Annotated in this window: 2 protein-coding genes and 1 pseudogene; 2 read left to right on the plus strand and 1 reads right to left on the minus strand. The window is 65.1% G+C overall.

Annotation, left to right across the window (positions count from 1 at the left end; translation table 11 throughout):
• Both ACESK8_RS17855 and ACESK8_RS17860 read left to right on the plus strand, forming a co-directional pair.
• Window positions 1–619, plus strand: a 619-nt coding sequence (locus tag ACESK8_RS17855; RefSeq protein WP_372969833.1) for a CPBP family intramembrane glutamic endopeptidase, incomplete at its 5' end; no start/stop codon positions are given.
• Window positions 620–649: 30 nt separating this feature from the next.
• A complete protein-coding gene (locus ACESK8_RS17860; protein ID WP_372969834.1) occupies window positions 650–1,366 on the plus strand; it encodes a TIGR00266 family protein in 717 nt (238 codons plus the stop codon).
• Window positions 1,367–1,396: 30 nt separating this feature from the next.
• Here ACESK8_RS17860 and ACESK8_RS17865 read toward each other — a convergent pair.
• Window positions 1,397–1,633, minus strand: a pseudogene (locus ACESK8_RS17865) (hypothetical protein); the annotation flags it as partial.

Here is a 1,633-nt window from a genome sequence, read left to right on the forward strand (position 1 = left end):
AGAGCGCCCCACCCCGACGCTCACTCCGCGCCGCTGGTGGCTGATCGCCATCCCGGTCCTTGCCGTCGCCATTCCGGTGATCGAGATGTTCGACGTGCCCTGGGCCGAGCGCTCGCTCGGACTCCTGATCGTGCTGGCGCTCGGCACGCTGATGGTCGGCTTCGGGGAGGAGCTCGCGATCCGCGGTGTCCTTCTCGCGGCCGTGCGAGCACGCTTCGGAGAGTTCTCGGTGTTCTTGATCACCTGCTTCGTGTTCGCTCTCGCACACCTTCCGTCGTATCTCTTCGAAGGGCTGCCGCCCTTCATCATCGCCTTCAACGTGATCGCCCTCATGTCCGCCGGTGCGACGTACTACTGGATCCGGCGCGTCACCGGACGCATCTGGGTCGCGATGATCGTTCATGCACTCACCGACTGGGTCCTCTACGTCGGGGACGCGGACGGGCCGCCGTCCGCTTCTGTTCCTGTCCAGCACGCCCCTGCCGACGACTCGGGCGTGGGCGCGCTCGCGTACATCGAGATCCTGCTCATGGTCCTGCTGGCGATCAGCGTGATCAGCGTCATCCGAGAGAGCCGACGCAACAAGCGGAACGCGCTCAGCGACGGGCCGGGGCGGTAGATATCGGTATATCGAGCGTATGTTGGACGCATGAAGTCGACTATCGCGGGAACGACCATGCCGATCCTCGAGGTCACCCTCGACGCGGGAGAGAAGATCGTCGCCGAAGGCGGTGACGTCGCCTGGATGTCGCCGGGCTTCGAACTGAACACCTCGACTGTGCATGGCACCGGCGGACAGGGCGGCTTCCTCAGCGGGCTCAAGCGCGTGCTCGGCGGAGCGCAGTTGTTCCTGACGGAGTACACCGCGCCCGCGCAGGGTGGTCTCGTGGCCTTCGCAGCGCAGCTTCCGGGCACGATCCGTCAGCTCGACGTCGACCCTGCTGATTCCTTCATGGTGCAGCAGGGGTCGTACTCCGCCAGCACGACGGGCGTCGAGGTCTCGGTGGGCCTGCAGAAGAAGCTGGGCGTGGGAATCTTCGGCGGAGCCGGAGTCGTGTTCCAGAAGCTGGCGGGCAACGGAACCGCCTGGGTGCAGTTGGCCGGAGAGATCACGGAGTACGAGCTCGCCGCAGGGCAGTCGCTGCTCATCCATCCCGGTCATCTCGCCATGTTCGAGTCGCAGATGGAACTGGAGTTCACCTCGGTCAAGGGCATCAAGAACAAGTTCTTCGGGGACTCGCTGTTCCTCGCCGAGATCCACGGCCCCGGCCGAATCTGGCTGCAGTCGATGACTCCGGCGAAGCTCGCCGCTGCGATCGAACCGTACCTGCCCGACCGCTCGTCGAACTCGAGCAGCAACTCCTAGAGCGCGCGAGCTCGGTCCTGCGGAGCCGAGCTAGTCGCGGTCGGCGTCGATCAGCTCGAGGAGTTTGCGCAGCTCGTCGCGGATCTCGGTGTGGTCGTATTGCCCGGCACGGCTCTCACCGGAGATGACTCCCGAGCGGTGTACCGAGCGGAGATCCCCGAAGGGGAAGGAGTACGCCTTCTTCGTCTCGGGGTTCTCGCTCTTGTCGATGCCCAGGTGCCAGTGGGAGAACTCGGTCCATCCGTGCTGCTCGATGAAGCGGTTCTC

Source organism: Microbacterium sp. (genome assembly GCF_041641055.1).
Taxonomy (GTDB): domain Bacteria; phylum Actinomycetota; class Actinomycetes; order Actinomycetales; family Microbacteriaceae; genus Microbacterium.

Excerpts from the sequence above, each read along its gene's own strand:
- ACESK8_RS17860 (WP_372969834.1), top strand. The coding sequence starts at position 650 with ATGAAGTCGACTATCGCGGGAACGACCATGCCGATCCTCGAGGTCACC.